The 24,833-nt window shown below is 71.2% G+C and carries 19 protein-coding genes and 3 pseudogenes; 4 read left to right on the forward strand and 18 right to left on the reverse strand.

All coding sequences use genetic code 11. The features are described 5' to 3' along the window. Positions 1-4 precede the first annotated feature (4 nt). The 18 genes and pseudogenes from TU30_RS21735 to TU30_RS21805 form a co-directional block, all read right to left on the reverse strand. A complete protein-coding gene (locus tag TU30_RS21735) occupies positions 5-661 on the reverse strand; it encodes a TrkA family potassium uptake protein (RefSeq protein WP_042172489.1) in 657 nt (218 codons plus the stop codon). Continuing rightward, complete coding sequence (locus TU30_RS38355) at positions 658-1,317, reverse strand: TrkA family potassium uptake protein (RefSeq protein ID WP_042172493.1); 660 nt, start codon at positions 1,315-1,317, stop codon at positions 658-660. The genes TU30_RS21735 and TU30_RS38355 overlap by 4 nt, the downstream gene beginning before the upstream one ends. Positions 1,318-1,456: 139 nt before the next feature. Then, positions 1,457-3,145: pseudogene (locus tag TU30_RS38360) on the reverse strand (cation-translocating P-type ATPase); the annotation flags it as partial. Further along, on the reverse strand, positions 3,037-4,062 hold the full coding sequence (locus TU30_RS38365; RefSeq protein WP_234307937.1) for an HAD-IC family P-type ATPase: 1,026 nt from the start codon (positions 4,060-4,062) through the stop codon (positions 3,037-3,039). The gene TU30_RS38365 and the pseudogene TU30_RS38360, both read right to left, overlap by 109 nt. Further along, entirely contained in the window at positions 3,999-4,385 is a 387-nt protein-coding gene (locus tag TU30_RS37525) for a hypothetical protein (protein WP_370626690.1), read from the reverse strand. The genes TU30_RS38365 and TU30_RS37525 overlap by 64 nt, the downstream gene beginning before the upstream one ends. A 265-nt stretch (positions 4,386-4,650) precedes the next feature. Beyond that, positions 4,651-4,989 (reverse strand): annotated as a pseudogene (locus tag TU30_RS37530) (NAD(P)H-dependent oxidoreductase subunit E); the annotation flags it as partial. Positions 4,990-5,185: 196 nt separating this feature from the next. Beyond that, positions 5,186-5,824, reverse strand: coding sequence for a membrane protein (locus tag TU30_RS21750; RefSeq protein WP_042172590.1), 639 nt, complete (start codon positions 5,822-5,824; stop codon positions 5,186-5,188). A gap of 272 nt (positions 5,825-6,096) precedes the next feature. Further along, positions 6,097-6,969: a universal stress protein gene (locus TU30_RS21755; protein ID WP_042172495.1), complete on the reverse strand. Its 873-nt coding sequence runs from the start codon at positions 6,967-6,969 to the stop codon at positions 6,097-6,099. Next, on the reverse strand, positions 6,960-7,871 hold the full coding sequence (locus tag TU30_RS21760; RefSeq protein ID WP_042172497.1) for a universal stress protein: 912 nt from the start codon (positions 7,869-7,871) through the stop codon (positions 6,960-6,962). Before TU30_RS21760 ends, TU30_RS21755 begins: the two co-directional genes overlap by 10 nt. 405 nt (positions 7,872-8,276) lie before the next feature. After that, the gene (locus TU30_RS21765; RefSeq protein WP_042172499.1) at positions 8,277-8,999 is read right to left on the reverse strand and encodes a TIGR03943 family protein; all 723 of its coding nucleotides are present in this window, start codon (positions 8,997-8,999) and stop codon (positions 8,277-8,279) included. Next, positions 8,996-10,027 carry a permease gene (locus TU30_RS21770; RefSeq protein ID WP_234307939.1) on the reverse strand — a complete coding sequence of 344 codons (1,032 nt, stop codon included), beginning with the start codon at positions 10,025-10,027 and terminating at the stop codon, positions 8,996-8,998. The genes TU30_RS21765 and TU30_RS21770 overlap by 4 nt, the downstream gene beginning before the upstream one ends. A 567-nt stretch (positions 10,028-10,594) precedes the next feature. Next, positions 10,595-11,923, reverse strand: coding sequence for a sulfotransferase (locus TU30_RS21775; RefSeq protein WP_042172501.1), 1,329 nt, complete (start codon positions 11,921-11,923; stop codon positions 10,595-10,597). Positions 11,924-11,930: 7 nt separating this feature from the next. Continuing rightward, complete coding sequence (locus tag TU30_RS21780; protein WP_042172502.1) at positions 11,931-13,913, reverse strand: methyltransferase domain-containing protein; 1,983 nt, start codon at positions 13,911-13,913, stop codon at positions 11,931-11,933. Next, on the reverse strand, positions 13,906-14,373 hold the full coding sequence (locus tag TU30_RS21785) for a rubrerythrin family protein (protein WP_042172505.1): 468 nt from the start codon (positions 14,371-14,373) through the stop codon (positions 13,906-13,908). Before TU30_RS21785 ends, TU30_RS21780 begins: the two co-directional genes overlap by 8 nt. A gap of 295 nt (positions 14,374-14,668) precedes the next feature. Next, a complete protein-coding gene (locus tag TU30_RS21790; RefSeq protein ID WP_234307940.1) occupies positions 14,669-15,433 on the reverse strand; it encodes a class I SAM-dependent methyltransferase in 765 nt (254 codons plus the stop codon). A gap of 89 nt (positions 15,434-15,522) precedes the next feature. Beyond that, positions 15,523-16,599 carry a sulfotransferase gene (locus TU30_RS21795; protein WP_042172507.1) on the reverse strand — a complete coding sequence of 359 codons (1,077 nt, stop codon included), beginning with the start codon at positions 16,597-16,599 and terminating at the stop codon, positions 15,523-15,525. Further along, positions 16,596-18,272 carry a B12-binding domain-containing radical SAM protein gene (locus TU30_RS21800; RefSeq protein ID WP_042172509.1) on the reverse strand — a complete coding sequence of 559 codons (1,677 nt, stop codon included), beginning with the start codon at positions 18,270-18,272 and terminating at the stop codon, positions 16,596-16,598. Before TU30_RS21800 ends, TU30_RS21795 begins: the two co-directional genes overlap by 4 nt. 36 nt (positions 18,273-18,308) lie before the next feature. After that, on the reverse strand, positions 18,309-19,331 hold the full coding sequence (locus TU30_RS21805) for a ParB N-terminal domain-containing protein (protein ID WP_042172511.1): 1,023 nt from the start codon (positions 19,329-19,331) through the stop codon (positions 18,309-18,311). Positions 19,332-19,469: 138 nt separating this feature from the next. On the opposite strand from TU30_RS21805, the gene TU30_RS21810 reads away from it, so the two are divergent. From TU30_RS21810 to TU30_RS21825, 4 genes and pseudogenes are all read left to right on the forward strand, one after another. After that, entirely contained in the window at positions 19,470-20,633 is a 1,164-nt protein-coding gene (locus tag TU30_RS21810) for a sulfatase (RefSeq protein WP_042172513.1), read from the forward strand. 801 nt (positions 20,634-21,434) lie between these two features. Beyond that, positions 21,435-22,751 (forward strand): cytochrome P450, encoded by a 1,317-nt coding sequence (locus tag TU30_RS21815; protein WP_360618848.1) that lies wholly within the window; start codon positions 21,435-21,437, stop codon positions 22,749-22,751. A gap of 66 nt (positions 22,752-22,817) precedes the next feature. Next, positions 22,818-23,012 (forward strand): annotated as a pseudogene (locus TU30_RS21820) (ferredoxin); the annotation flags it as partial. A 179-nt stretch (positions 23,013-23,191) separates the two neighbouring features. Continuing rightward, positions 23,192-24,526 (forward strand): MFS transporter, encoded by a 1,335-nt coding sequence (locus tag TU30_RS21825; protein ID WP_234307941.1) that lies wholly within the window; start codon positions 23,192-23,194, stop codon positions 24,524-24,526. Positions 24,527-24,833 lie beyond the last annotated feature (307 nt).

A 24,833-nucleotide genomic window follows, 5' to 3' on the forward strand; every position in this document is an offset into this window, starting at 1 on the left:
CCCCTTACTGGAAGGCGGCACGGATTTCCTGCTCGGTTGCGGCGTGGGACACGACGAGGAGTTCGTCGCCGGGCCTCAGCCGCATCTCGGGGGCGGGAACGGTGGGCCGGCCGTCGCGGACGACGGTCGCGACGACCGTTCCCGCGGGCAGGGCGATCCCGGTGAGCGTGTGGCCTGCGGCGCGGGACTGCGGCGTGATGACGGTTTCGATGGCGTCGACGCCCGCCTTGCTCAGGCGCAGCAGGGCGACGGTGTCGGTGGCGCCGGTGGCTTCCTCGATGAGGGAGATCAGGGGGGTGGCGGCGGGGACCGCGGTGTCCACTCCCCATCTCTGGTCGAAGAGCCACGTGTTCTCCGTGTCGTTGACCCGCGCCACGACCTTGGGAACGGCGAAGTGCCGCTTGGCGAGGAGACTGGTCACGAGGTTGTCCTCGTCGTGGCCGGTGGTGGCGATGACGAGGTCGGCGGTGAGTGCTCCGGCGCGCTCGAGGAAGGCGGGATCACAGGCGTCCCCCGCCATGAGGCGTGCGGGCACACGGCCTTCGAGTTCGGCGATCCGGTCGTCGTCGATGTCGACGAGGGTGACGTCGTTGCGGGCTGCGGCCAGGACCTGGGCGATCTGGGTGCCCAGGCGTCCTGCACCGGCGATGAGGGCTTTCATGTGCCCAGCTCCTTGCCCAGGAAGCCGCGCAGTCTGCCGAGGGAGGTGGCGGCGACAGCGAAGGTGACCAGATCTCCGGGCTCGGCCGGGGTGTTGTGCGCGGGGACGAACGAACGGCCCGCCCGGGTGACCTCGACGACGTGCACCTCGCCGTCGACGCCGAACTCGGTCAGGCGCCGCCCGGCGAGGTAGTCGGGCAGCTGCGAGCGGATCAGCAGTGTCTCACCGTTGCCGAAGGTCAGTTCGGGCGTGAGGTGGCGGTGCAGCAGCATCTGGTGGATCCGGTGCACGGTCCAGCGGACGCCGGCGATGGTGGGGATGCCGAGCTCGCCGTAGAGGTCGGCGCGGCGGGGGTCGTGGACGCGGGCCAGGACGATCGGCACCCGATAGGTCTCCTTGGCCGTCCGCGCGCTGACGATGTTGCTGTTGCCGCCCGGGGCGACGGCGACGAACGCGTCCGCGTGCTCGATACCGGCGGCCTCGAGGACCGTACGGCTGTATCCGTTGCCCTCGTGGAACCTGCCCGGGAAGCCGGTGGGCAGCAGCCTGCGGCTCCTGGCCACGCGGTCCACGACGCGTACGTCGTTGCCTTCGGCGGCGAGGCGGGCGGCGAGCAGCGACCCGACCCGCCCGCAGCCGACGATGATCACTCTCATCGTGCCTCTCCTTCGGGGACCGCGGGCCCGCGTCGGCGCAGCCATGCCTTCCTGCGCTCCTCGGCGGCCAGCACCAGCGCGCCGAGACCGGCAAGGACGGCGCCCAGTCGCCCGCGGCCAGCGGGGCGGTGTGGAACAGGGCCTGGAGCGGGGGCAGGTAGCTGATGCCCGCCATCAGGGCGATGCCGAGGCATCCGGCTGCCGGCAGCCACGGGTTGGACAGCGGGCCGACGCGCAGCAGACTCTGCCGGTCGGTGCGCACCGCGAAGGCCACGAAGAACTGGCTGAGCACGATCCCGGCGTGCACCATGGTGACCGCCTTCCGGTAGACGGGATCGTCCTCGGTGAGGTCCGCCCACGGGATGCCCGACGCGTGGATGTGCCAGAAGAACACGGCGGTCACGCCGATGGCCTGGATGCCGCCCAGGAAAAGGATGCGGCCCATGACGGCCGCGGAGAAGAGCCGTTCGCGCCGGGAGCGTGGCGGGCGGTCCATGACGTCGGGTTCCGGTGGCTCGGCCCCGAGCGCCAGAGCGGGCAGAACATCGGTGCCGAGGTCGATGGCGAGGATCTGCACCGCGCTGATCGGCACCAGCGGGAACCCGGCGAGGGTCGCGGCCACGATCGGGCCGAGTTCGCCGATGTTGCTGCTGAAGACGTAGACGAGGAACTTGCGGATGTTCTGGTAGACCGACCGGCCCAGCCGCACCGCTGCGGCGATGGAGGCGAACGAGTCGTCGAGGAGCACCGTCACCGCGGCTTCTCTGGCGACGTCGGTGCCCGAGACGCCCATCGCCACGCCGATGTCGGCGTGCTTGAGGGCCGGGGCGTCATTGGCGCCGTCGCCGGTGACGGCGACGACCTCGCCGCGCCGGTGCAGGGCGACGACGACCCGCATCTTGTCCTCGGGGCCGACCCGGCACAGCAGCAGCTCTCCCGGCCTCTCCAGGAGCAAGTCCAGGCCGTCCTCGTCCAGCGCCTCGACATCGGTACCGGTCACCACGGTGGGGGCGGGGCCGGTGACGATGCCGACCCTGCGGGCGACGGCCTCGGCGGTCAGCGGGTGGTCCCCGGTGACCATCACGATCCGGATGCGGGCCCGTCGGCAGTCGGCGACCGCGCCGCTGACCTCGGGGCGCGGCGGGTCGAGCATTCCGACGAGACCCAGCAGCGTCAGCTCCGATTCGGCCGCCTTCTGCCCGGGACGGGGGTCGGGCACCTGCCGCTGGGCCACTGCCAGGACGCGCAGCCCCTGGGAGGCCATTGCGTCGTTCGCGGCGATGACCTCGGCCCGCAGGTCGTCGGTGAGCAGGCGGCGCTCTCCCGCCCGGTCGGCGGCGCTGCAGCGCTCAAGAAGTTCCTGCGGCGCGCCCTTGGCGTATACGCGACAGCCACCGCCGGCGCTGTCCTGGTGCACGGTGCTCATGAGCTTGCGGCCGGAGCCGAAGGGGTGTTCCGCGACGCGCGGTGCTGCGGCCTCCTCGGCGGCCAGGTCGAGCCCGGCCTTCGCCGCGGCCACGAGCAGCGCCCCCTCGGTGGTGTCTCCGAGCACCCGCCAGCCCGCCCGGTTCGACGGCGGGACCAGCCGGGCGTTGCAGCACAGGGCCGCAGCCCGCAGCAGAGCGCGCACCGGCGCCGGGTCGTCCACCTCGCCGTCGGGCGCGTACCCCACCCCGGTCACGGCATGCGCCACCCCTGCGGACCACACCCGTACGACGGTCATCTCGGCCCGGGTGAGGGTGCCGGTCTTGTCCGTGCACACGACGGTGGTGGACCCCAGCGCCTCCACTGCCAGCAGTTGCTTGACCAGGGCGTGCCGCCGGGCCATCCGCCGGACCCCGATCGCCAGGGACACCGACATGGTCGCGGGCAGGCCCTCGGGGACGCGAGTGCGACCATGACGCCGAGGGCGAAGACGAAGGTCTCCACGAAAGGCTGCCTGCCCGGCAGACGTACCAGGAACAGCAGTGCCCCGATCGCCAGGGCCGTCCCCGCGACCCTGCGCGCCATCAGAGCCACCTGGCTCTGCAGCGGGGTCCGTTGGCGGTGCACTGTGGCCGTGAGCCGGAAGATCTTCCCGAACTCGGTGGCGGTGCCGGTGGCGAACACCACGGCCTTCGCGGAACCCGCCACCACGTCGGTGCCCATGAAAACGCAGTTGCGGGCTTCCAGCACCGGGCCGGCGGCCACGGGGTGGGCTGTGCGGCCGACGGCATCGCTCTCGCCCGTCAGAGCCGCGTTGTTCACGGAGACCTCGTGCGCTTCCACGAGACGGCAGTCGGCCGGCACCGCGTCCCCGGCCTCCAGGACGACGACGTCCCCGGGTACCAGCCGCTGCGAGGGCAACTCCTGTCTCTCCCCGTCGCGCAGTACCCGGCAGGTGTGTCTGACCGTCGCCTGCAACGACTCCGCCGTCCGCTCGGCGGAGTACTCCTGTGCGAAGCCGATGGCGGCGTTCAGCACCACCACGCACAGGATCGCCACGGCGAGCTGCAGGGTGCCCACGTCCCGGGGGTCCTGAAGCCCGTAGGCCAGGAAGGTGACCGCCGAGGCGACGAGCAGGACGACGGCGAAGAGATCGGTGAACTGGCCCGCCAGTTCCCGCCACAGTCGTCTGCGGCTCGCGGGCGGCAGCTCGTTGGGGCCCACACGGCCGTGCCGCGCCGCCGCGTCCGCCTGCGTCAGTCCCCGCGGGGAGGTCTCCAGCGCCGCGAAGACCTCCCCGGTCGGCAGCGTCTGAACCACGGGAGCGTCCACGGTGGTGGGGGCCGTCGGTTCGGCGGGCCCGTCCGCGGGCGTCTGCGGGGGGGGGTGGCACCCGTTGTCCGGCGTCCGGGGTCCCTCATCCTCATGGAACGATCACGCGTATCGCCGTGACCTTGCACTCGGGGCAGGAGGTGACGGTGTCGGCGTGTCCGGAGGTGAGGCGGTTGACCCCGCTCGCGGGGAACCGGATCTCCCTCGTCTCCGTTGACCACCACGGTGCCGGGCGCCCGGCCGGACGCCTCCCACTTCTCCGACACCCGGAACCCCGCTCCCCCGCGTCCGCGCAGCCCGGAGGCGGCCACCTACCTCCGAGTGAACACGGTCGGGGCTGCCCGCCGTCACGGTCCGCGGCCACACCTGCCACGCCGGCTCACCGGCGACCACGCCGGGCAGCAGCACCGGGTCGCCGGTGTCGTCCGTCACCGGGATCCGCGAAGCCGTCGGTGGTTCGCGTCCTCCCAGCTGGGCGGCGAGCGTCGGGCCCGTGCACGGTGTGGTTCCGTCGAGCGCGGCGGGACCGGCGTAGCAGTACCCCAGACAGCGGACGGCCTGCAGCGACGTCTCTCCGTCCGGTGAGGCTGCGGCCGCGGTGACACCCAGCTCCTGTTCCACCTGCGTGAGGTGCCGTCCGGCCTGCGCGGCGAAGCATGCCGTCGCCGCGCAGACACGGACGTGACGGCGCCCGTGCGGGGCGGCGAGGTCCGCATAGTAGGCGGCCGGCCCCAGCGCGGCGGCTGCGGGCAGTCCGAGGACGGCGGCGACGGCCGGAGCCCAGGTCTCGGGGCCGCCCACCGACTTCTCCCCGGTCCGGGCCAGACGCTCGACCAGACGCTCACCGGCTCTTCCACTCCGGTCGGAGAGGGCGCGGAAGGCGTCGAAACGGCCGGCGGGACGGATGGGACCCATGTCTTCATCGTGAAGCCAGGCACACAAGGCCACAATCCGGACATCGGGTCCCTCGGCCCCCGGATCCCGGGACACCGCAGGAACAGTCCGGCCGGGGACAGGAGCGACGGGTCCGGGGTGCCCCCGCCGGTGGGCGGGGGCACCCCGGACCGTGGGGCGCGCGTCCGCCGGAGGACCGGCGGACGGGGCGGCTCCCTCAGAGCAGCCAGCGGTGGCGGCCGACGAGGGGCAGGCGCGCCCAGATCCGGCCCAGGCCCCAGGTGGCGCCGGCGCCCGACGCGGCCAGGGCGATCAGGACCACGGCGTAGATCAGGTGGTAGTCGACGAACGGGTTCGTCGACATGCTCGGCGATCCGTCCGACAGGTGCCGGGCCGGCGGCCATTCCGCGGCCCACATCAGCGCCATCATGACGGTGCCGCCGACCGCGGCGAGCCGCAGGCCGACGCCCGCGGTCAGGGCGGCGCCGATGCCCAGCAGACCGAGCATGAACAGCCAGTCGGCCCACGCCGCACCGGCCCAGTCGTGGAAGACCGACTCCATCGGCCCGACGGCGACACCGCCGAGGAACCCCTGGGTCGGCGAGCCGCCCTCGACCCACGCCCGGCCGGACGCAGTGGCATAGCCGAGACCGAACGCCTTGTCCAGGAACGCCCACAGGAAGACGAAGCCCGTCAGGATCCGGAGCCCGGCCAGCACGTACGCGCCGGCCGCGGCCGACGCCACCACCGCCGCCGTGGTCGTCGGCCCGGCGGACGCGGGAGCCGTCCCGCCCGCCCGGCGCGCAGTCGGCACCCGCACTCCCGAACGCCGTGGAAAACCGTCGTGAACTGCCATGATGCTCATCCCTTCCCGGGGTGACGCGAGGTGCAGGAGGTGAACGACTCTCGTTGCACCTTCAATGTCTCGCGTCACCCGCACCCGCCGCAGGGGCTGCACGGCCCGGCCTCCGGGCCGAACGGCCCTTCTTACGAGACCAGTTGGACGGCACCGGCCTCCTCCGGCGCACGGCGGGAGGGGCACCGCCCGGGGAGTGCGTCAACGCACGGGCCCGGAGCCGGTCGGACCGCTGCCGGACGGGCAGGTCCTGGTCCGGTACGAGCAGCGCCTCATACCGGGGGCACCACGACGACGGGGCACTCGGCCCGGTGGAGCAACCCGTGCACGACGGACCCCAGCCTCATACCGGTGTGTCCGCCGCGCCCGTGGCGCCCCGCCACGACGGCCCGAGCCGTCGCCGAGACCCGTGCGAGTTCCTCAACGGGATGACCACGCAGAACCTCCTGGGTGATCCCCACATCGGGGTACCGCTCCCCCGGCCCTGCCACCGTTTCCGCGAGGAGCCGGCGCCGCTCGAGAAGACCGGCCCGCTCGTCGCCACGACCGGTCGGCCGGGCGACGTGCTCCGGCCACACCCACACGGCGTGCACGGTCGCGCCGCGCGGGCCGGCCTCCTGGGCCGCGAAGTCGACGGCCGACCGGGAACCGCTGCTGCCGTCGACTCCGACGACCAGGGGCAAAGGCGTCCGTCCGGCGTGCTCCGTCTCCCGGACGACCACCACCGGACAGCCCGCACGCGCGCTGACCGGCACGACGACCGAGTCGGCGCTGAACACGTCCTTCGGACGGGTGAGCCGACGGGACCCGACCACCACGAGACGAGCGCGTCCCGCCGCCTCCTGGCACAGCACCGCAGCGGGCATGCCGTCGAACAGGACCGCGGTCACCGCGACGTCGGGGGCAAGGGCCCTGGTCGTCTCCACGGCAGCCGACAGGGCTTCCTCGCCTTCCACCCGCAGTGCCTCGTGGCGGGGCTGGACATCCCCGTGACGCGTGGCGCGCAGGGGCGGTACGGACAGCAGAAGACGCACGTCGCCGCCCCTCGACAAGGCGGCCTGAGCGGCCCACGCGAGAGCCGGACGGGACGGGTTCTTCGGATCCACCCCGACAAGGATCTCGTTGCGGACATCCGCTACCGCCATGATTCCTCCTGCTCCGGCTCACCCGGCCGGGGCACGATCTCGACCGGGCACCGGGCGTGGTGCAGAGCAGCGTGTCCCAGCCGGCCGAGGGCCGGCCCCGAGCCCATGAACCGCCGTCGGACCCCCATCACCAGCAGGTCGGCGCGACCGGAGACGTCCATGAGCGCGGCGGCGGTCGCGGTCCCCGCGCCGGTCGCGGTGGTGACCGTGAGGGCGGGGTGGCTCCGGTGGACCACGGCAGCGAGGGCATCGGTCCTGGCCCGTCCCTGCTCCGTGATGTCGCCCGGGTCGTCGAGCGCGGTGACCATGTTCCCGACGTGGGACAGGGGGTTCCACACGTTGATGAGATGCAGCGTTCCCCCGCGCAGCTCCGCCTCGGCGGCCGCCCTCCGCACCCAGTCGGCGTCCGTCTCGTCCCGAACGGCGGCAGCGACGACTCCGGTGCCGGGCCGGTCGGTCCGGCCCCGTACGACGACCACCGGAACCGAGGAACGCGTGGCGACAGCCAGACTCACGGAGCCGAGCAGCAGAGCGGGGAAGCCCCCCAGACCTCTGCTGCCGACGACGACGGTCGCATCGGGTGCGGCCGCCTCCTGCAAAGCCGCCACCGCGTTCTTGTTGCTCAGCTCGCGCTCCACCGGCAGCCCCGGGAAGCGCTCGTGAACCGCCTCGTGCGCCTCGGCCAGATGTGTGCCCCCCGCTTCTCGCAGGCGCTCGGTCGTCTCGAACGCGGCGAAGCGGCCGAGCCGGTCCAGATCCGCCCCGAGGACGAGCCTCAGATGCTGTCCTCGCCTGTCGGCCTCGCCAGCCGCCCACAGGACCGCCTCCCGCGACGACGCGGAGCCGTCGACGCCTGCGACAACCGGTCCGAGTGCGTTGCCGTGCCGGCTTGTGGGAGTCATGGCTTCTCCTGGGACGCTCGTGCGGTGTCTGCCATGCTGTCGCTGCGGTCACCTCGGGGGGCAGGGCCTCGTACCCACCATCTTGGTGTTCACGGTGCGCTTCGGCACCTTTGTCCTCGAGGGGCCACCTCGGTTGCGCGCCGCCCGAGGCGACGACACCGTCCCCTGGGGGAGCGCCGGGTCGTCGCCGCCCCCGTCCGGGCTCATGACTCTGTTGCTCAATTGCGGAGAGTGACGCCGGCCTGTCGACGGGGCGCAGGCAACGGGCCTCGCGGGGAGGCGGTCCGGCGCCCCGGCCGGCCCCGCTCGGATGCGGTGCGTGACCCTCCCCCGAATTGAGCAGCAGCGTCGCTCATGGCGGCAAAGCGGGCGTCCCGCCGGGCGGCGACGCCCGCTCCGCGGGAACTACCGCTTCTCGTAAGGATTCTCGGGCTGCCCGACGTGCCTGACGTCGGTGGCGGCGAGCACGGGCGGCCACGCCTCGTCGGTGCCGAGCCTGCCCTTGGGGACCCAGGTGCCGGTGACGGACACCCAGCTGTCGACGGCCGGGGCGTCGGCCTCACGTATTTCGATCCTGTCAGCCCGTGCGTCGGCGGCGCAGCAGGAGACGCGGAGCCGGGTCAGATACCAGGCGCCCTCGTCGTCCTTGGTGACGAACCCGGTCATCCGGATCGTGCGGTTCTTCATCGTCCGGCCACTGTCGTACAGGGCGCGGGAGGTGAACTCGCCGAGAGCGAGATCGACCGGGTCGCCCTCGGGCAGGGCGGGGAACGTACCGATGCCCTGGGCGGCGTACCCGGCCGCCTCCCGCTCGGCGCTGTACGAGCCGAGGGCGGGCGGTGGGAAGAGCAGCAGGGCCAGCGCGGGGACGACGAGCAGCCGGGCGACGCGGGGACCACGGCTGTGGTCGTGCCCGTCTGCGTGCTCGTGCCGGTCCTCGTCGCGGCTTCCCCCGCCCACGACGACCGCACCGACGATCCCCAGCACCAGCAGCAGCACACCCGACGCGATCAGGTACGGCCGCAGTCCTTGCTGCACGTACCGCAGGTACAGCTCGCTGAACAGCGAGATCCTCAGCACCGCGCCCCCGCACAGAACCAGAACCAGCGCCGGACCGTAGCGACTCACAGCAGCCACCACCCCACGAGCACACTGCTCACCACCGCGACGACCCATGTGGCCGCCGAGAACCGCACCGCGAAGGCCCGCCCGAAGGTGCCCGCCTGCAACGCCATCAGTTTCAGGTCCACCATCGGTCCGACCACCATGAACGCCAGCCGCGCCGTCGGCGAGAACCCGCTCAGCGAAGCGGCCACGAACGCGTCGGCCTCGCTGCACACGCACAGGACCACCGCCAGGACGGCCAGCAGCAGCACCGACAGCCACTCCGACCCGGTGAAGACGTCCAGCACCGACCGGGGTACGGCGATGTTGAACGTCGCCGCGGCCGCCGCCCCGACGACCAGGAAGCCGCCCGCGTGCAGGAAGTCGTGCTGCAGCCCGGCCCCGAAATCCTGCCAACGGGACCCGGACGCCCCGGACGTCGTACGCGTTGTGGCCAGTCGCAGCCACTCCTTTCGCCCGAACCGCACCCACAGCCAGCCCATGACGACGGCGGCGGCGAGCGACGCGACGAGCCGCGCCAGCACGATGCCGGGGTTGCCCGGGAAGGCGATGGAGGTGGAGACCAGCACCACCGGATTGATGGCGGGCGCCGAGAGGAGGAAGGCGAGCGCGGCCGCCGGAGCCACCCCGCGCCGCATCAGGCTCCCGGCCACCGGCACGGACGCGCACTCGCACCCGGGCAGTACGACACCGGCGGCGCCCGCGACGGGGACGGCGAGCACCGGACTGCGCGGCAGCAGCCTGCTGAAGACCCGCTCGGACACGAAGGCCCCGATGGCCGCCGAGACCAGGGTGCCGAGCAGCAGGAACGGGATCCCCTGTACGACGACCGCCGTGAACACCGTCCACCAGGCGGCCACCGGCGGGGTGTAGAGATCGATGGCGAGCGTCGGCCCGAGAACCGAGGCGATGGTGGCGATCACGACGAGCGCGCCACCGCCCACCACCACGTACACGAGGGTGCGCACGACGAGACGCACCGCGTCCGCAGCCGAGCCCCGTCGGCTCTCCACGTATTCCTGCTTCTCCACGCTTCCGTTCCCCGCCCTCGGCGTCGTCCCGTCCCGTGCGGCCCGGTGCGTCGGGGCAGGGGGGACCGGCGGCTCCGGCGGTGACGTGCGCCGGGGAAGCCCGAGAGCCTTTGCCGCCGGCTGCCACCTGCCGACCCATGGATCAACGCTCAGATGAGTATAGATGTCGTTTTCACTCACGCTGGGCGCACCGGCTCGGCGCACGGCCGGGAGGTGAGGCGCGGGCGGCCGAACGGCCCCACTGCAGAAGGCGGCCCTGCCCTCCCTCGCGGGACGGCCCGGACCGGGCGGAGGGGCAACCGACTGCACGCTGCGCTTCCTGACGGCGGCGGGGGCAGCGGTGGCGGACGGGCCGACGGCGCGTTCGGCCCGTGGCGTCCGCCGGGCCCCACGAAAGGCATCGGCGGCTCGCCCTCGTCCCCCTTCGACCGCGGTCACGCGGAAGCGGTGACACGGCGGCGGAACACTCCGGGCGCGCCGGTCATGGACGCATCAGCGCCTGGCGCCTGCACCGCCCGGGATGTCCCGCACCACCACGTCACGCGAACGAGCCCGGCCGTGGACCGTTCAGATCCAGCCGTCGGCGTCGGCGTATCCGAGCCGGTCGGCGACCTGGATGGTGGGCGCGTCCAGCGTCTGCTTGATCAGGTCCGCACGTTCCTGCCAGCGGCCGGCCCGGGGGCGCGCGGTGGCGACCACGGGTGCGATGCCGTGGTGGACCGCGTGCCGGAACCCGTCCTCCAGCGGGATGCCGAGCCAGTCGCTCAGCCGCTCGAACGACGCGATGCGTCCGTCCGGTCCGCCGATGAGGTCCTCGAACCGCAGGGTGAGGCTGTCGGTGCGGGTGCGCTCGAGATCGTCCAGGATCGCCTGATGGCTGCTGCGCCACTGGAAGGCGCACACCCGGGGCAGCGGCGCGTCGGTGTACTGCTGCCACCCCGGCGGCAGGTCGAACTTCCACCACCAGCGGTTGTCCGGACATCGTTCGACGTAGTCGGCGATGGCCAGGGGCACGGTCATCCGCTGGGCGTGGAAACCGTTGTGCAGCCAGCCGTCGTACATGCCGTTCACCGCGGCGGCCGGGTTGCGCGTCAGGTGCAGGACGCGCAGCCGGGCTTGGGGGAACAGCGCGCGCAGGAAATCCAGCCGGTAGGCGTTGCTGGGCGTCTTGATCACGAGTGTCTTGTCGCGCAGGTCGGCCGGCTCCGCCCGGCGCCAGGGCCGGGCCAGCACGAAGGGGGGTTCCTCGACGAGGAGCCGGCCGGGCGCGCGGGGCGAGGGCGTGCCGAACGCCTCGTGGCGCAGCACGTCCCGTGGCAGGTCGTAGTACCAGGGAGAGACCGGCACGCCTTGCCGGTGCAGGTCGCGCAGCACGGTCATGGTGACCGCCGCGGGATCCCACGGGGGGATGCCCGGCGGCATGTGACGCACCCGTTCGGCCACGGTGAGCGGGTTGAACGACAGCTCCGGCCACTGCACGGCGAACCGCCACGCCACGTCGAGGGAGAACTGCTCCGGGTCGGGCAGGTCGGCCACCGTGCCGATGTCCCGCGCCAGCTCCTCGTCCAGCAGTTCCCGCGCGGCGGGCGTGAGCGCCGCCGCGTGGGACGCGTCGAGCAGGTCCGAGCCGCTGCCGCTGTCGGGGAAACCCAGCCCGGCCAGCCGCAGGAACGGATTGATCTCCGCCTGGAGGTGGACGAGTGCCCGTGAGGCACGCAGGGTCTCGGTGACCATGCTGGACCCTCCGCGCGAGCTGGAGGCGACCACCAGGACGGAGCGGACCTGCGTGGAGAACCGCCGCACGTCGCTGTGGCGCAGGGCGCGCAGCTCCGCAAGCCGCTCGTGCAGTCTGTGGAGCGTGTCGGACACATCGGTGGCGTGCGCGGGCAGGGTCATACGGGTTTCACCACGGCTTCCTGAGCGAGTAGACACACCAACGCCACTGGTCGCGGATGGAGCCGTCGGGCTGGATCTCGAACGGATGCACCTCGCGGACCTCGCGCGGCGCCTCGTAGAACAGCCTCCGGATCTCCTGGCGGTGCGCGGGCGTCGTCTCGTGGGTGTCGATCCACTGGTCGATGGACTCCCACAGCAGGTACTCCGTCATCCGCACGTCGACGAAGCCCGCGTCGACCAGCAGGGAACGGAACTCCGCCTCGCGGAACATCTGGTACAGCAGGGGCTGCTTCTTCTTGAACACGCGGTACATCCAGAAGGCGTCCTCGTCGGCGAACGGGACGATCTGGCCGACGATGAACTGCCCGCCGGGCCGCAGCACGCGGAAGATCTCCGACACCGGGCGCTCGGGCTGGGGCAGCAGGTGCAGCACCTCGCGGGTGACCACGAGATCGAAGGACGCCTCGGGATAGGGCAGGTCGTAGACGGTGCCCTGGTCCACGCGGTCCAGCCGGGTCGAGGCCAGCGCGACCATCTCCGGGGTGAGGTCCAGGCCGATCATCTCCCCGACCCTGCCCTTGAACGAGGCACCGACGACGCCGCTGCCGCAGCAGACGTCGAGCATGCGGGCGTCCGCCGGCACGTCGCACATCTCGGCGTGCTTGGCGAGCAGTTCCTCGTCGGTCAGCCAGGTGCACGAGTCGTGCCAGTTCTTCGACCGGATGCCGAACTGCCGCTGGTAGACGCCGTAGTCGATGTCCAGCTCGCGCCGCTGGTGGCGGGCGGTGCGGCTGGCGAGGCGGGCGGCGAGCCGGGCCCGTGTGGCGTCCAGGGCGCGGGCCACCACGCGGTGGCCGAAGCCCTCGTCCGCCTCCATGATCCGGGTGAATCCGGCATCCACGACGTCCTGGACGAGTTTGCTGACCTCGGGGTTCTGCAGCCGTTTCTTGGTCTGTCCGTCGAACTTGGGGCTGACCATCCGCAGGGAGACCACCGCGGTGAGCCCTTCGAGGATGTCGACCGTGGTGATCCGCTCGCCGGTGCGGGTGTCCAGCAGGTGGTGGGCCGTGGCGTACCGGTTGATCACCGCGGCGAGGGCGGCCCGGATGCCGTCCACGTGGGCGCCGCCCTGGTCGGTGCGGACCCCGTTGACGAAGCTGCGCAGTTCCTCGGTGTAGCCCTCGGTCCACTGGAAGGCGAGGTCGAACGAGACCGTCTCGCCGGTGTGGGACACCACCACCGGCTCGGGGTGGACGGCGAGGGCGTCGGTGTTGAGGTGGGCGAGGAAGGCCCGTACCCCGCCGTCGAAGCTGTACTCGGCCACCGTGCCGCTGCGCTCGTCCACCAGCCGGGCGGTGAGCCCGCTGTGCAGGAACGCGATCTCCTGGAGCCGCTCGCCGATGATCCGCGCGGAGAAGTCACAGGTGTCGAAGATCTCCGGATCGGGGCGGAAGGTGATGGTGGTGCCCCGGCGCTCCGTGGTGCCGACGTCGGTCAGTTCGGTGCGCGCCTCGCCCCGGACGTACTCCTGGGTGTGGTGGACCCCGTCGCGGCGGATGTCCACGCGCAGCGAGCGGGCCAGGGCATTGACGCAGGACAGACCGACGCCGTGCAGACCGGCGGAGTGGACGTAGGAGCTGCCGCCGAACTTTCCGCCGGCGTGCAGCGTGGTGAGCACCACCTCGCAGGCGGGCCGGCCGGTGTCCGGGTGGGGGTCGACCGGGATGCCCCGGCCGTCGTCCTCGACGGCGCAGGAGCCGTCCGCGCGCAGCGTCACCGACAGCGCACGGCAGTGGCCGGCCTCGTACTCGTCCACGGCGTTGTCGAGCAGTTCGTACACCAGGTGGTGCAGACCGTCCGCGTCGGTGGAGCCGATGTACATGGAGGGGTTGCGGCGTACGGCCTGCAGGCCGGAGAACACCACGATGGCGGAGGCGTCGTACTGCAGGTCCGCCGCCGGCGGGGCGGCGGCGAGAAGGTCGTCAGTCATCGGTCGCTCCGTGGGGCGTCGGAAGGGGGGCCGTGCCCGAGGTACCCGTCAGATTCGTCAGCGCCATGTCGAACCGGGCGGTGTGCCGCTTCTTCAGCGCGGTCAGGGTGGTGAGCCAGCTGGCCACGTCGGCGTGGCCCTCCGCGTGGGCGGAGGTGGCCAGCCTCGGATACAGCTCGCCGGCGTCCTGGAGCGCGCCGACCACCGCGGAGGCCACGTTCAGCGGCGTGTCCCCGATGTCGCTCCGTTGGCCGGGGGCGGTGGCGTCGCGGAGCACGTCCAGATGGCCGTGGACGACGCAGCGGGTGCTCTCGGCCAGCTCCGTGAAGAGCTGGCCGATCTCGGTGTGGCCCTCGACCTCGGCGATCTGGGCGAAGTAGGTGTATCGCAGGGCGGCCGTCGCCTCCGCCGCGATGGCCGACCGGAGGTCGGCGGCGAGACCGTCACTCAGATGCGCCATGGATCTCCGTACCTTGTCGGGCGGCCCGGGGGCCGGATGTGGTCCGTGTGGTTCATGTGGTTCATGTGGTCCGTGCGTTTTCCTGTGAGGCCCCCGGTGTGGTCCCCGCACGGCGGCGTTCCCGTTCTCCCGGATGCCGGGAGCGACGGGTACGGCGCCGCGGGGCCGCAGCCGGGGGACGGCCGCGGAACATACCGGTCGGATCGCCGGCCCCGCCCCCGTCACGCGCGGGAGTGCGAGGACCGGGCCGCACCGTGTGGAAGGGCAGCGGCAGGCGGGACGTGCGCACGACGCCCTAGGACGCCGCCGGGGCGGGCGGTTTGGTCCCGGCCGCCAGGATGAACAGCATGTGGTCGACGAACCGGCCGTCGGCCTCGCGGACGGCGTGCAGGGCACGGAACCCGGCCGAGGCCCCTCGGTAGACCGCGCGGATCGCCTCCCGGCGCTCCTCCTCGATGGCGCCGTTGTCCGACCAGACGTCGACGTCCTCCACGGACACGTACGAACGGGTCTCCTGCCGGTCGCAGCCCGCTTTGCGGAGCAGATCGCCCAGGTCGGCGGGGAGGAAGAAGTGCCTGCGCACGGGGTTGCGCAGCCGCAGGATCTCGAAGTACTCGTCGCGGTCCCGCTCGTCGTACGCGCACAGGTTGATGATCACGACGCGGCCGCCGGGCCGCACCACCCGGACCATCTCCTCCACCGCCGCGGGCAGGTCCATGAACTGCACGCCCTGGCGGCACACGACCAGGTCGAACTCGTCGTCCTCGAAGGGCAGGTTCTCGGCCGGTGCCACGACCAGCCGGCTGAGGTGCGGTTTTGCCTGGTCGGCCATCTCCTCGGTGACGTCGACCCCGACCACCTCGGCGACCCGCCCGGTGAAGAGGCGGGACACCAGTCCGGTGCCGCAGGCCACGTCGAGCACCCGGTCCTCCGGCCGGGGCGCGGTCATGTCCAGCAGGACGTCGCCTAGTTCACTGTCGGTGCACCAGGAACTCGACCGGTCGTAGGTGGCGGCCCGCAGGGCGAAGTGGTGGGTGACATCGTGCCGGCTGATCGTCAACGCGACTCCAAGCGGTCGACTCGTGGTGGCTCTCCCCGTGCACGGTCGAGGCGGGGGCAGAACCGGGGAGGGGCAGGCGCGGGCCGGTCTCAGAGCGGTTCGCGCCGCGCGGCGGGGGCGGTGCGGTGCACGGGTGCCCGGAGCCCGCCGCGCATCCGGGCCTTCACCCGCAGCCACCGGACGTAGGCGTCCCGGCGGAGCCGGGCGCGGTGGTTGCCGTCCTCGCGCATCGAGCGGTACTCGATGCCGGCGCGCAGCCACGCCGAACGCAGCGCGAGCTCCGTCCGACCCGGATCGGGGACGGCAGCGGCCCGCGCGTCGACGGGATAGCCGAGCGACTGTTTCACCGGTCCGGTCGCCTTGTCCACCCACAGGCGTTCGCGGGTGCTCAGACCGCGCCGGCCGGCTCCGATCCGGTCGGTGGTGACCGGTTGGCCCGCTCTGCGCCACGCGTCGGCGAGAGCGGCCGTCTGCCGTGCGGCGGCGGACGTGTGGTGCCGCAGCATGTCCGGCTCCGGTTTCTCCCCGAGGAAGTCGCAGAGCCTGCCGATCTCCTCCTGCGGACGCGAGACCAGGTCCTCGTAGCGCAGCAGGTGCACCACGCCCGGACCGTGGGCGTCGAGCGCGGCGCGCGCCGTCTCCTGCTGCGCGCGCCACAGTTGGGCCATCCGGTACGGGTGGCTTGGCCCGAAGACCGCGTGCTTCGCCGAGGAGGCGACGTCGCACGGGTCCCGGACCAGCCAGACGAACCGGGCGTCGGGGAAGACCTCCAGCACGTCCGCGACATGGGCGACCATGAACGTGCTCTTGCATCCCCAGCGCGCCTTGCCCGTGGCGGCCCTGTGCTGCTCGTAGATCGCCGCGACGATCCCGAACAGCCCTGGCCCGGCCGGCTCGGCGACGATCCGGCCGGCACGGACCGGGTGCGGCCACGGGTGGATGTGCCGGTGCAGCAGGCCGAGGGCGTCACCCACGGCCCGCGCACGGTTGTGTGCCCCTGCCAGGTCCCCGTAGGAACCGGCGAGTGGAGCGAGGTACCTCATGAAGTGCGGCGGGTGCGGAACGGTGATCCGTGAGTGCGACTCCAGGATGAGCCGCAGCAGGTTCGATCCGGACCGCTCGGTGCCGATGATCAGGACGGGGCTCTCGGCTCCGGGTGCCGTCATGCCTCACCGACGGTGGTCAGCTTCTCCATCCGCTTGGCACCGCACTCCATCAGGCTGCTGCCCGCCGCCGCGACCTCCGGGTCGGCGCACTTGTCGAGGGTGAACCGGTCTGATCCGGGGGCCAGCGGGCCGGCCGCGGAGCTGAACTCGCTCCGCCACTTCGTGCCGGCGTAGTCGGTGGAGCGCGCCTGACCGTCGTCGGGCTGCGGGTGGAAGTACTGGAAGCCCTCGGGGAAGTGGCGGAACTCCATGACCGGGCCGGGCTGGTAGGCGTCGTAGATGCGCTTGTACGCGTCCCGGCAGACCTGCTCCGGCAGACCGCTGACGTTGAGGAACTCGTCCTCGTGCAGGGCCTGTTCGACGGAGAGCCAGTTGAGGTGGTCGATCTCGGAGCGGATCAGGCCCGAGCCGATCGCCTGCTTGTAGACGGTGGTGCCGGGCATGGCCGAGAGGTACTTCACACGTGTCACGTGGTTGTAGGTCTCGGCGAACTCGACCATGTGGTTGAGCGATTCCTCGCTCTCGTTGGGCAGGCCCACGATGAGCAGGGAGCCGAACCGCACCCCGGCGTCGAACGTGGTGCGCATCGCCCGCACGGTCAGGTTCTCGCTGCTGCCCTTGCGCGCCTCGCGCAGCACGTCGGTGCCGAGCGACTCCACACCGTAGAGGATGATGTCGCAGCCGGAGTCGCGCATGGCATTGATCCTGGGGACGTCCATGTCGGCGCAGCGGGTCAGGCAGGTCCAGCGGATGTCGTGGTCCTTGATGACGTCGCAGATCTCGAGGGTCTGTTTGCGGTGCGAGCTGAACGTCAGGTCGACGAAGAAGCAGAAGTCGATCCCGTACTGGCTCTTGAGCCAGTCCATGTCCCGGTCCATCTTCTCCGGTGACTTCGCCCTGACCTGGGGAGTCGTGCGGTAGCAGAAGGAGCAGTCCATCTTGCAGCCGCGGCTGTAGGAGGAGATGATCTGCGGCTGCATGCCCATCGGGCTGTGGTACTGGGGCCACAGGTCGAGCCGCATCCTCGGCAGCGCGTCGAGGTCCATCATCTGGCCCCGCGGCCGGGTGCGCTTCGGCTCGCCCTCCGGGGTGCGGTAGCAGATGCCGCGGATGTTGGGCAGATCGCGGGACCACTTGCCGGCGGTGTAGCTCTCCATCAGTTCCAGGATGGTGAGTTCGCCCTCGCTGATGACGACGACGTCCGCGTCGGTGTTCTTCATGAACACGTGCGGCACGGAGGTGGCGAGCGAGCCGCCGACGATGATGGGCATGTCCGGCGCCGACTCCCGCACCTTCGCCATCAGTTCGCGGCAGAAGGGGAAGTTGTCCTCGAAGGTGCACACCCCCAGTACATCGGTGTCGCCGATGATCTGGTCGTACGCCGTCTTGAGCGGGTCGAGGTCGTACCGGACGTCGATGATCTTCACCGGGTAGCCGGCGTTGAACAGCACCGTGGAGATGTAGCTGGCGCCCTCGTAGGGCGAGGTGAGGAAGAATTCCCAGCCGCGCGGCATGGTGAAGGGTGACGGGCCTACGACGAGCGTGAAGCGCGGCTTCGACGGATCGGTCGGGACCGGCTCCGCGTCCTGTTCCCGCATCTGGTTCATGAAGTGGTGGTCAACCAGTTCATCGGCATTCGCGTACAGTTCAAGAGCAAGGGATTTGGGCGCCACAGGACACTCCTTCTTCGGCAGGCTTTCCTTGCGTGTTCAACCGCTGATCTGCCGGTCACCGCCGTGTGCGACGGTGTGCGATTGCGCCGCGAACTCATGCCAGAACTTGGCATACTCGTTCGCGAGATCAGCGATGATCTCGGAACAGTGCTGAGGGACGCCATCGACGAGCCTGTCCCAGGTTTGCACGACGTGAGCCTGCGCGTCGAGCAGCCTCAGCAAGGTACGACCGGTCTCCGTCGAACGCAGGGACGGGTCCTTGAGCAACCGGTGCACGAGAACGGCCGGGTTGCGGGCCCGATCGCGCAGCACACCGGGAGAGACGGGGCGGGCAGGCAACTGCTGCACGTTCGTTTCGGTGCGGCCGCGTGCCCGGGCTCCGGCACCCCGCCGCTCCCGGTCGGGCACCGGGTCGCGTCCCGAGGCCAGCCGTTCGCGCACGTCGTGAGCGGTGCCGACGGAGATGCCGGCTTCCTTGGCGACGGCCCGCAGCGGAATACCGGGGTTGGCGGCGATCAGCCGGCCGGCCCGCTCCCGCCCGGCCGCGGCGCTGATCGGGCGCACCCGGCCGTCCTGGCCGACGCGGGTGTTCAAGGGGGGAGTGTCCGCGGTCGAACGCCGGCGGATGGCGGCGACGGTCTTCGGCGACAGGCCGCTGACCCGTGCGACGGCCCGGTCCGACCAGTGCGGATGGGAGATGACGATGCGGGTGGCCGCCGCAGTCCGGTCCGACAGGGTCAGCGGCAGTCCGTGTACCGCGTTGCTCCGCACGGCGAGGACGAAGGCGTCGGCTTCCGATCCGTCGAAGAACCGGACGGCGATCTCCGACTGCCCTCGCAGCAGGGCGACCCGCAGCCGGTGCATTCCGTCGATCACCCGCAGGGTGGGCCGGTGGACGAGGATGGGAGGCAACACGGTTTCGGACGCGAGGAGAAGCTGGGTATGTTGGAGGTCTTCCCCTTCGAGGCGAGGGCAATCCTCAATGGATAACGAATCGACCGGAACCATGTGCGTCGGTTCGTCCAGTACATCGAGTTGAATTTCTGCCTCGGACGACAACGGACCTCCACTCGCGCAGCACTTGTGGACTATTCAGTTGGCGGGGGCATAGCGGAACATCCCCTTCATCAGGCAGGGTACGAGGCGCCCATCAATATCTGATCAATGGCCGATCAGTAGCGAGCGGAAGGGTAGTAAATGCGGAATGTCCTGTTCGTCTCCCTGGATACCGTCCGGGCCGATGTCGCCTACTCGGGCAAGATGCCGGGCGTGGAGTCGCTCAGGCGCCGCGGAGTCACTTTCCGTCAGGCGGTCTCGTCGGCGCCGTTCACCCCGGCCAGCCATGCGAGCGTATTCACCGGGCTGCAGCCCGCCCGGCACGGCATCCGCCACCTCCTGCGCGAGCAGCTCGCCCCGGAGGCGACCACGCTGGCCGAGCGGCTGAAGTCCGCCGGCTACGCCACGGGGGCGGTGGTCTCCTGTCCGGGGCTGAACAAGTGGTACGGAATGGACCGCGGGTTCGACCACTACGACGACGAGATCCCGCGCCTGCCCGACGGGAGCGACCCGCTGACGACCCCGGACGTCAAGAAGCGCGGGCTGGCCCTGAAACGCGCGCCGCTGGTGGTGGAGCGCGCCCTGGAGTGGCTGCGGCATCAGGACGGGCCGTTCTTCCTCTTCGCCCACTTCTTCGACGCCCACTGGCCGTACGAGCCCCCCGAGGACTTCTGTCCCGAGGCGGCCAACCCCTACGAGGGCGAGGTGGCCTACAGCGACCACTACCTCCAGGTCCTGCTGCGGGGCATGGAGGAGATGGGGCACGCTCCGGCGGACACCCTGATCGTGTGCTTCTCCGACCACGGCGAGGACCTGGCGGGGTGGTACCCGAACGACCACGCGGGTGCCCTGGGCCACCCGTACGAGGAGGGCCACGGCTGTCTGCTGTTCGACGCCACCCAGCACGTGCCGCTCGTCGTCGGCGGACCGGGGCTGCCGGCCGGCGTCGAGGTCGACGCCCAGGTACGGCTGGTGGACATCGCGCCGACCGTGCTGGACCTGCTGGGCATGGACGCGGGCGACGTCGACGGTCTGTCGCTCACCGAGTTCTTCCGCCGCGGGACGGACGGCGCCTCCCGGCCCGCGTACTGCGAGACCTACTATCCGGAGGAACGCCGGGCGGACGGGCAGTACCCCGACCTGGCTCCGCTGGCCGCGGTCCGGCTCCAGGACGACTCCTCCGGCAGCCGCAAGAAGGTGATCTGGGCGATCGGCGCGGACCCGGTCGAGCTGTACGACCTGCGGTCCGACCCGAACGAACAGCGCGGGCAGACCGTGTCCTCCGCGGTGGTCCCGAAGCCCTGACCGCGACGGGCAACCGCGTTCGACCTTGCCCGGGGCGTGGAGCAGGCCGTCCACGCCCCGGGCAAGGTCCTCCCGGACCTCGCGCCGGCGGTCGCGTCCGGCGGGGGCCACCTCGCCGGCATCGCCACACTGCGGGTGAGAAGGCACTGGCCGCCATCCGCGTCGCACGTCCCGAAGTCCGCAGGCGGGTCCGGATGCCGGCCTGCGACCGGGCTCCGGACTCCGGGGGGGGCGGGTGACCGTGGATCCGGACGGAGTGCCGGCCCTCGCCCACCCGGACAAGCAGGATGCCGCCCCGGCCCTACGGAAGACCCACGGTCACCGCCCTCCCTGACGGGCTTCGTCGACCACCGTCCGGACGACACCGGGGGTCGGCAGACCCTCATCCGGCGTGATTCCGCGGACGGCACCCACGAGGCGGCACCCACGAGTTCACGGTCCGGCCCGCCCGGCGCGGACGCCGGCTGCCCTGCCCGGTCGGCCTCGGTCGGCCTCGGTCGGCCTCGGTCGGCCTCGGTCGGCCTCGGTCGGCAGGATGATCACCGAGGCCGTTCACCAGCGTGTCCCGAAGATCCCCGCGTCGGCCTGGGCTCCCGCGGCCGAGCCGGACGGCGGAGCGGGGGACGGGACCCGGGCCTGCCCGCCCTCGGCCACCGACAGCGAACCGGGGCCCCGACTCCGCCGGCGGCCCGTCACGGAAGATCGGGGTTCAAGTGAGGAATCTCCTCGTCCGAACGCCCGGATTTCCATGCGGCGGACTTACGTAAAATGTTTCCCATACCTTCAACGGGCCCTCGGGCGATGTGGCCGAAAAGGCTTGCCAGGATTCGTGAACTGGGACGATGGTGGTGGGCGAAGCACTGTTCCCGACCCTTCGGACTCCCGTCAGCAGACCAGCGTGGAGGTGTTTTCCTCGTGACCGGCAGCAACTCGACGGCCCCATCACTTCCTTTTCATCGAGACCATTCCCCGCTCGATCCGCCCTCCATATACGCCGATTGGCGGGCCGAAGGCCCGATTCGCTCCGTCGCTCTGGCCAATGGAGAGACGGCGTGGCTGGTGACCCGCTACGAAGAAATGCGCGCGGTGCTCGGTGACACCCGTATGAGTTCCGACATCACGAAAAAGGGATTTCCCTCGCCCCGCCCCGAGGAGCCGAAGCAGAGCCTCGGCAACTTCACCCAGATGGATCCCCCGCAGTACGGCGCGGTGCGCCGGACGCTGACCAGGACCTTCATGGTCAAGAACATCGAGCGCATGCGCCCGCGCATCGTCGAGCTGACGCACGAGCTGCTCGACGGACTGGAGCGCCGGCCCCGTCCGGCCGATCTGCACGCCCACTTCGCCCGTCCGCTCCCCTCCCACCTGATCTGCGAGGTCCTCGGCATACCGCACGCCGACCGCGACCTCTTCCAGGCCAACTCCGCCACCATCGGCGACATGCGCCTGAGCGAGGGCCAGGCGTACTCCGCGCGCACCGACATCGCCGAATACCTGATGCAGTTCGTCGAGGAGAAGGAGCGCAACCCCGGTGACGACATGCTCAGCGATCTGGTCGTCAACCGCCTGCGCACAGGAGAGCTGACCAAGGAGGAGATCGCCGGCATGGCGGCCCTGCTGGTCATCAACGGGCACGAGAGCAGTGCCAGCATGATCGGCCTGAGCGTGATCACCCTGCTGCGTCACCCCGACCAGCTGCACCGGTTCGTGACGGAACCCGAGGTCGTCCCCGCGGCGATCGAGGAGCTGCTGCGCTACCTGTCGATCGTGCACGTCGGACTGCGCAGGGTGGCCACGGCCGACGTGGAGATCGGGGACGTCACCGTCCGGGAGGGGGACGGCCTGATCCTCCCGATCCACGTGGCCAACCGGGACCCCGGCGCCTTCGACGCACCGGACGAGCTGGACATCGGCCGGGAATCCCGCAACCACCTGGCCTTCGGACACGGCCTGCACAAGTGCATCGCCCAGTATCTGGCCCGCGTCGAACTGCAGATCGCGCTGCCGGCGCTCTTCCAGCGTTTCCCCGGACTGCGCCTGGCCGTTCCTCTGGAGGAGGTCTCCTTCCGTGAGGAAAACGTTGTCTACTCGGTGAACGCCCTGCCCGTCACATGGTGACGGGGTGAGCCGCCCGCTGGCGTCGGACCACGCCACGCGCGACCGACCACGACCGGGAGGAACACGGTGAGGATCGAGATCGACGAGGAGAGGTGCTGTGGCGGCGGGCAGTGCGTCGAGGCCGCTCCGGAGGTGTTCGACCAGCGGGACGATGACGGTCTGGTGCTGCTGCTCGACGCCGTGCCGCCGCCGTCGCAGCACGCCGCGGTACGGACGGCCGCGCACCTCTGCCCGACCGCGGTGATCCGGCTGATCGAGGACGACCGGCGCCCGGACGACCCACGGGAGTCCACGGCCCCACCCGTGCGCCCGCCGGACCGGCCCTGAGCCACGCACACGCGCCCCTCGCCGTCTCTTTCGCGCCGTGTGCTTCCCGAGCAACGGACAAGAGGGAAACAGATCCATGGTGACGGAACCACGCAGACCTTCGGAGGCCGGCGTTGAAGGCTGCTGAAAGCATCGAAGTCCCGGCGAAGAGCCCCGCGGGCACGGACCGAACCGTCTCCCGCCGGGTTCTCCTGGCCAGCACCATCGGCAGTGCCATCGAGTGGTACGACTTCTATCTCTATTCGACGGCTGCGGCCCTGGTGCTCGGGCCGTTGTTCTTCCCCAACCAATCACCCACGGCGGGTGTACTGGCCTCGTTCGCCACCTATGCCGCCGGATTCGTCGCCCGCCCGCTGGGCGGCATCGTCTTCGGGCATTTCGGGGACCGGATCGGCCGCAAGTCCATGCTGGTCCTGACCCTGCTCATCATGGGGACGGCCACGTTCCTCGTGGGCGTCCTGCCGACGTACGAACAGGCCGGCATCCTGGCCCCCGTCCTCCTGGTGCTGCTGCGGGTGGTGCAGGGCATCGGCCTCGGCGGCGAGTGGGGCGGCGGCGTGCTCATGAGCGGCGAGCACGCGCCCCTCCACCGCCGCGGTCTGTTCACCAGTTTCCCCGCGAGCGGTTTCCCCCTCGGACTGTTCGGCAGCACCGTGGTGTTCCAGCTGGTCTCCCAACTGCCGGAGGACCAGATGATGGCCTGGGGCTGGCGGTTGCCGTTCCTCGCCTCCGTCCTCCTGGTGGTGGTGGGCGTGTTCGTCCGGCTCAAGGTGGCGGAGTCGCCGGAGTTCGTGCGCGTCCAGCAGGCCGGGGAGCAGCGCAGGGTGCCGCTGGCCGGTGTGCTGCGGCAGGGCTGGACGCCCGTGCTGCGTGGCGCGTTCGCCTCCCTCGGACTGGCCATGACCGTCAGCATCTACTCGGTCTACCTGCTGTCCTACGCCTCCTCGGGCCCGCGTCAGGGGCACGGCACCGACGTGCTCAACGGACTGCTGATCGGCGCGCTCACGGAGGCGGTGCTGCTCCCGGTCGCCGGTCTGCTGTCCGACCGTCTGGGACGCCGTCCCCTCCTCCTCTTCGGATACGCGGTGTGCGGGCTGGTGGGTCTTGTGGCGCCGCACTGGCTGACCTCGGGCAACCAGACGCTGATCGTCCTGACCTTCGTCCTGGCCATGGGCATCGGACACGCCGCGATCTACGGGGCCATCTCGGCGCTCCTGATCGACATGTTCCCGCCCGAACACCGCTACTCCGCGCTCGCGGTGACCTACCAACTCGGCGCGACGATAGCCAGTTTCGGGCCGCTCGTGGCCGTCGCCCTCGCGGGCTCGGCACACACGGCCGTGCCGGGCATCCGGCTGCTGTGGGGGTGCCTGGCGGCGGCCGCCCTCGCGGTGGCCTTCGGCCGGATCCCACGGCCCGGTGAGGTCTCGGCCCGGTCGGCGGAGTAACCGCGGCTTCCGGCGGACGCCACGAGAAGGCTCCGCCGTCGGCCGGGAACCCGCGGGGTGGCCGGCTCGGTTCCCCGGTTCCGCGGCCTCCCGGCCGAGGGGGCCGGAAAAGACCGGACAAGCGGTAGGGGTCGCGGCCCCCATGGTAGAAAAAAGTCACTTCCCACAGGGCACGTCGCTCCCGCACAAAAACGCTTGAATGACATACGTGGAGGGAATATCCGTGACGCGCACATCCTGTTTTCCCGCAGCCGCACGAGGTACCGTTCTTCGTACGCGCAGCGCATTCGCCGTCGGCGACGGGGCT

The sequence above is a fragment of the Streptomyces sp. NBRC 110035 genome, assembly GCF_000829695.1.
Taxonomy (GTDB): Bacteria; Actinomycetota; Actinomycetes; order Streptomycetales; family Streptomycetaceae; genus Streptomyces.

Excerpts from the sequence above, each read along its gene's own strand:
- TU30_RS21815 (WP_360618848.1), top strand. The coding sequence starts at position 21,435 with ATGTGGCCGAAAAGGCTTGCCAGGATTCGTGAACTGGGACGATGGTGG.
- TU30_RS21810 (WP_042172513.1), top strand. The coding sequence starts at position 19,470 with ATGCGGAATGTCCTGTTCGTCTCCCTGGATACCGTCCGGGCCGATGTC.
- TU30_RS21735 (WP_042172489.1), bottom strand. The coding sequence starts at position 661 with ATGAAAGCCCTCATCGCCGGTGCAGGACGCCTGGGCACCCAGATCGCC.
- TU30_RS21780 (WP_042172502.1), bottom strand. The coding sequence starts at position 13,913 with ATGACTGACGACCTTCTCGCCGCCGCCCCGCCGGCGGCGGACCTGCAG.
- TU30_RS21775 (WP_042172501.1), bottom strand. The coding sequence starts at position 11,923 with ATGACCCTGCCCGCGCACGCCACCGATGTGTCCGACACGCTCCACAGA.
- TU30_RS21755 (WP_042172495.1), bottom strand. The coding sequence starts at position 6,969 with ATGGCGGTAGCGGATGTCCGCAACGAGATCCTTGTCGGGGTGGATCCG.
- TU30_RS21785 (WP_042172505.1), bottom strand. The coding sequence starts at position 14,373 with ATGGCGCATCTGAGTGACGGTCTCGCCGCCGACCTCCGGTCGGCCATC.
- TU30_RS21750 (WP_042172590.1), bottom strand. The coding sequence starts at position 5,824 with ATGGCAGTTCACGACGGTTTTCCACGGCGTTCGGGAGTGCGGGTGCCG.
- TU30_RS38355 (WP_042172493.1), bottom strand. The coding sequence starts at position 1,317 with ATGAGAGTGATCATCGTCGGCTGCGGGCGGGTCGGGTCGCTGCTCGCC.
- TU30_RS21795 (WP_042172507.1), bottom strand. The coding sequence starts at position 16,599 with ATGACGGCACCCGGAGCCGAGAGCCCCGTCCTGATCATCGGCACCGAG.
- TU30_RS21760 (WP_042172497.1), bottom strand. The coding sequence starts at position 7,871 with ATGACTCCCACAAGCCGGCACGGCAACGCACTCGGACCGGTTGTCGCA.